General features: G+C 58.0%; 4 protein-coding genes. All 4 read left to right on the top strand.

Annotated elements, in window-relative coordinates:
• On the top strand, positions 1-947 hold a 947-nt coding region (ftsY, locus tag AAC083_RS00930; RefSeq protein WP_108537841.1), incomplete at its 5' end, for a signal recognition particle-docking protein FtsY.
• 69 nt (positions 948-1,016) lie between these two features.
• Complete coding sequence (gene ftsE, locus AAC083_RS00925; RefSeq protein WP_042038003.1) at positions 1,017-1,685, top strand: cell division ATP-binding protein FtsE; 669 nt, start codon at positions 1,017-1,019, stop codon at positions 1,683-1,685.
• Complete coding sequence (ftsX, locus tag AAC083_RS00920; RefSeq protein ID WP_042038000.1) at positions 1,685-2,638, top strand: permease-like cell division protein FtsX; 954 nt, start codon at positions 1,685-1,687, stop codon at positions 2,636-2,638. Before ftsE ends, ftsX begins: the two co-directional genes overlap by 1 nt.
• Before the next feature lie 451 nt (positions 2,639-3,089).
• The gene (gene rpoH, locus AAC083_RS00915; RefSeq protein ID WP_042037999.1) at positions 3,090-3,944 is read left to right on the top strand and encodes an RNA polymerase sigma factor RpoH; all 855 of its coding nucleotides are present in this window, start codon (positions 3,090-3,092) and stop codon (positions 3,942-3,944) included.
• Positions 3,945-4,024 lie beyond the last annotated feature (80 nt).

Here is a 4,024-nt window from a genome sequence, read left to right as displayed (position 1 = left end):
ATGATACCCAGGACAAGCCGCAGCGGGAGGGTTTCTTTGCCCGCCTTAAACGCAGTCTGGTGCGCACCAAGGAGAACATTGGCTCCGGTTTCTTCGGTCTGTTCCGTGGCAAGAAGATCGACGATGAGCTGTTTGAAGAGCTGGAGACCCAGCTGCTGACTGCCGATCTGGGCGTCGATACCACACGCCGCATCATAGATGGCCTGGTGCAGCATGCGGATCGCAAACAGCTCAAGGATGCCGAGGCGCTCTACGGCCTGCTCAAGCAGGACATGGGCGCTATGCTGGCTCAGGTTGAGCAGCCGCTGGTGATCGATACCAGCAAGAAGCCTTACGTGATCCTGATGGTCGGCGTGAACGGCGTCGGCAAGACCACCACCATCGGCAAGCTGGCCAAGCAGTTCCAGGCCGAAGGCAAGAGCGTCATGCTGGCTGCCGGCGATACCTTCCGTGCCGCTGCGGTTGAGCAGCTGCAGGTATGGGGTCAGCGCAACAACATCCCCGTGATCGCCCAGCATACCGGTGCCGACTCCGCCTCCGTCATTTATGACGCCATCGAGGCCGCCCGCTCACGCGGGGCCGACGTGCTGATCGCCGACACCGCTGGTCGCCTGCAAAACAAGAGCAATCTGATGGAAGAGCTCAAGAAGGTGGTGCGGGTGATGAAGAAGCTGGATGAAGAGGCACCCCACCAGGTCATGCTGACTCTGGATGCGGGCACGGGCCAGAACGCCCTTAGCCAGGCCAAGCTGTTCAGCGAGGCGGTGGGGCTGGATGGCATAGTTCTCACCAAGCTGGACGGGACCGCCAAGGGCGGCGTTATCTTCGCGGTGGCCGACAAGTTCCAGATCCCGATCCGCTATATCGGGGTGGGCGAGGGGATCGATGATCTGCGCCCCTTCGTCGCCAACGACTTTATCGAGGCACTGTTCAGTCGCGATGAGTAAGCTCAGGCGTGATGGTAAGCGCCACATGCCCCGACTCAGGTCGGGGCTTGTCAATGTCAGGGATCCGTTATGATTCGTTTCGATAAGGTCAGCAAGGTATACAGCGGCGGCCATCAGGCGTTGCAGAAGGTCAGCTTTCACCTGCGCAAGGGGGAGATGGCCTTCCTGACCGGGCACTCGGGGGCGGGCAAGAGCACTCTCCTCAAACTGATCAGCGTGATGGAGCGACCGACCGATGGTCGCGTCTTCTTTCATGGCGACGACGTCAGTCATATCAAGCGGGGAGAGATCCCCTATGTGCGCCGCCAGATCGGCATGATCTTTCAGGATCACCGGCTGCTGATGGACAGAACCGTATTCGACAACGTGGCGCTGCCATTGGTGATCGACGGCTACAGCCATGCCGATATCAACAAACGGGTGGCCGCGGCGCTGGACAAGGTAGGGTTGCTCGGCAAGGAGCGTTACCAGCCGCGCATGCTCTCCGGTGGTGAACAACAGCGGGTCGGCATCGCTCGTGCCATCGTCAACAAGCCACCGCTGCTGCTGGCGGATGAACCGACCGGCAACCTGGATCCCCAGCTCTCCATGGATATCATGCGGCTGTTCGAGGAGTTCAATCGCTTCGGTGTTTCCGTGCTGATTGCCACCCACGATCTGGGGCTGATCGCTCGCATGCGCTATCGCACGCTGACCCTCAAGGCGGGACGCATGTATTCGGCAGGGGAGGAGCGCTGATGGCTATCGTTCGTCATAAACAACCGCCGCTGCGCCGGTTCATGATGTACTGGGTTGACCACGCCCGTCAGGCCTTCTCCAGTCTGGGCGAGCTGTGGCGCAATCCGCTGGCCTCCCTGATGACGCTGGCAGTGCTTGGCGTCAGCCTGGCGCTGCCCTCCTGCTTCCACGTGCTGCTGAAAAACGCCGAGGTGGTGGAAGGGAGTTGGCAGACCAGCTCCCAGATCTCACTCTATCTTCGCAAGGATCTGCCCGAGCAGAGCATTCTCGACATGCAGCAGCGGATCCTGCTCTATCCCGAGGTGGAATCCGTCACCTACATGAGCCGGGATGAGTCGCTCAAGGAGTTTCGCGAGATCTCCGGTTTCGGCGACGCGCTTGACTACCTCGACAGCAACCCGCTGCCGCCTGTGCTGAGCGTTATTCCCGATCCCCGCTGGCAGAATCCGGAAGGGGCTGCCGAGCTGCTCAACAAGCTGAACAACGAGGATGGCGTCGAGCAGGGCAAGCTGGATCTGCAGTGGCTGACCCGCTTGCAGGGGATCATGAACCTGCTGCGCCACACCATCACAGGTATCGCCGTGCTGCTGCTCTCCGCCGTGCTGCTGATCGTCGGTAATACCCTGCGCCTGAACATCCTTAACCAGCGATCCGAGATCGAAGTACTCAAGCTGGTGGGGGCGACCGATGCCTTCATTCATCGTCCCTTCCTTTATACCGGCATCTGGTTCGGGGTCATCGGCGGCATGTTGGCCTGGTGGCTGACCGAGGTGATGGTGATCTGGAGCGAGGGGGTGGTGAAGGAGCTGGCCGGGCTCTACAACAGTCATTTCCGGCTAGTCGGCATGGGTGCGGTGGATGGGATTAATCTGATTCTGCTTGGTGCTCTACTGGGGTTGATCGCTTCCTGGTTCTCGGTCCATCGCCACATTCGCGATATAGAACCATCCTGATTAATTTATCAGCATTTTAAAGCGCTGGATTTTGAGACACGGATCAAGTAAAAGAGTGGCCGTTTCTGGCACGGACAGCGTTCTGAGGGTAATCTGAACGAAACCGATCTTCGGGATCTTCTCTGGATCCTGCGAACCTTCTGATTTATAAGCAGTCTACAAGTGCTGAATAACTTATACGGGTGTGGCCCTCTGCCTTGCTCGTCTGACTTGGCAAGCATGTGAAGGTTGCGAGCTCCGCAACAATGGACTTAGCATGCTACTTTTCGGGGGTCCTTGATTGTGACCCCCTTTTTTTGACTGTTCATTCATGATTCATCCTGCCGGCCTAAGATAAACTCGGTTCAGACATGCCCACTATGTTTGATACAGGCCGCAGAATGGCGTCCGGTCAGTAGACAGTCCCTCTCAGGGTGTTAGACTGATTCGATTGAAAAGAAAGAGGTAGAACATGGGAACTTCATTGCAACGCACTATGGCTCTGATTCCGCAAGGTAGTCTGGAAGGCTATACCCAGGCAGTTAACTCGATTCCTGTGCTGACCGCAGAGGAAGAGCGTGAGCTGGCTGAGCGTTTGCAGCAGGGTGGTGATCTCGAGGCTGCCCGTCAGCTGGTCATGTCGCACCTGCGTTTTGTCGTTCACGTCGCCAAGAGTTATGCCGGTTACGGTCTGCCCCAGGCTGATCTGGTTCAGGAAGGCAACATAGGCCTGATGAAGGCCGTCAAGCGCTTCGACCCGACCGTCGGGGTACGGCTTGTCTCCTTCGCCGTGCACTGGATCAAGGCCGAGATCCACGAATATGTCCTGCGCAACTGGCGCATGGTCAAGGTGGCGACCACCAAAGCTCAGCGCAAACTCTTCTTCAACCTGCGCAAATCCAAGAAGCGTCTGGGCTGGTTCAGCCATGACGAAGTGCAGGCCGTCGCCGCCGAGTTGGGCGTTTCCCCGACCGATGTGACCGAGATGGAAGCACGTATGAGCAACTACGATCAGGCGTTCGATCTGGTCGGTGATGATGAAGACGAAGGCGGCTTTGCCCCGGTTCATTATCTGGAAGACAAATCGTCTGATCTGGCGGCCACCATAGAGAATGACAACTGGGATGACCATGCGACCCGTCGCCTGAGCTCGGCCCTTGCCACTCTGGATGAGCGTAGTCAGCACATCATCCGCGCCCGCTGGCTCGATGATGACAGCAAGACCACTCTGCAGGAGCTGGCCGACACCTATGGTGTCTCTGCCGAGCGGGTGCGCCAGCTTGAGAAAAACGCACTCAAGAAGCTGAAAGACGCCATGGAGGCCTGATGCCTCCCCCACAAAAACAGGGCCTGATGGCTAATGCCAGTCAGTTAAGCCTGACTGGCATTGTTTTTATTTGTTTTTTT

It is taken from the genome of Aeromonas sp. HMWF014, assembly GCF_963878295.1.
In the GTDB taxonomy this organism is placed as follows: Bacteria; Pseudomonadota; Gammaproteobacteria; order Enterobacterales; family Aeromonadaceae; genus Aeromonas; species Aeromonas popoffii.
This window is presented reverse-complemented; position numbering and strand designations above follow the sequence as displayed.

What these genes read in the sequence shown, in the direction of transcription:
- ftsE (WP_042038003.1), top strand. Translation starts at nt 1,017, where the DNA reads ATGATTCGTTTCGATAAGGTCAGCAAGGTATACAGCGGCGGCCATCAG.
- ftsX (WP_042038000.1), top strand. Translation starts at nt 1,685, where the DNA reads ATGGCTATCGTTCGTCATAAACAACCGCCGCTGCGCCGGTTCATGATG.
- rpoH (WP_042037999.1), top strand. Translation starts at nt 3,090, where the DNA reads ATGGGAACTTCATTGCAACGCACTATGGCTCTGATTCCGCAAGGTAGT.